The sequence below is a fragment of the Flavobacterium sp. JLP genome, assembly GCF_015350755.1.
In the GTDB taxonomy this organism is placed as follows: Bacteria; Bacteroidota; Bacteroidia; order Flavobacteriales; family Flavobacteriaceae; genus Flavobacterium.
The window spans coordinates 1-582 of the sequence record NZ_JADKPS010000020.1; the positions used below are offsets into that span (position 1 = coordinate 1).

Here is a 582-nt window from a genome sequence, read left to right on the forward strand (position 1 = left end):
AGAACTCCTGTCAATGCCGGAACGTTCAGTGTTCCGCCTTCAGCTGTTGCATAAGAATCTGCTGCCGCAGCCGGAGCATCGTTTACCGGAGCAACAGTCAAATTAACCGTTACCGTATTTCCGTCAGCTGTTCCGTCGTTTACTTTATAAGTGAAGCTGTCCGTCAGGGTCTCGCTTCCATTGTGCGTATAGCTGAATGATCCGTCAGCATTCAAAGTCAGGGTTCCGTTTGACGGGCCTGAAACTAAAATCGCTGTAAGCGCATTTCCTTCTGCATCTATGTCATTTGCCAGAACTCCTGTCAATGCCGGAACGTTCAGCGTTCCGCCTTCAGCTGTTGTATAAGAATCTGCTGCCGCAGCCGGAGCATCATTTACCGGAGCAACAGTCAAATTAACCGTTACCGTGTTTCCGTCAGCTGTTCCGTCGTTCACTTTATAAGTAAAGCTGTCCGTCAGGGTCTCGCTTCCATCGTGCGTATAGCTGAATGATCCATCTGCGTTTAAGGTCAGGGTTCCGTTTGATGGGCCTGAAACTAAAATCGCTGTAAGCGCATTTCCTTCCGCATCCGTGTCATTTGCC

General features: G+C 49.3%; 1 protein-coding gene. It reads right to left on the bottom strand.

The window, feature by feature from the left end:
- Window positions 1-582, bottom strand: a 582-nt coding sequence (locus IRZ83_RS19415; RefSeq protein ID WP_194570770.1) for a cadherin-like domain-containing protein, incomplete at both ends; no start/stop codon positions are given.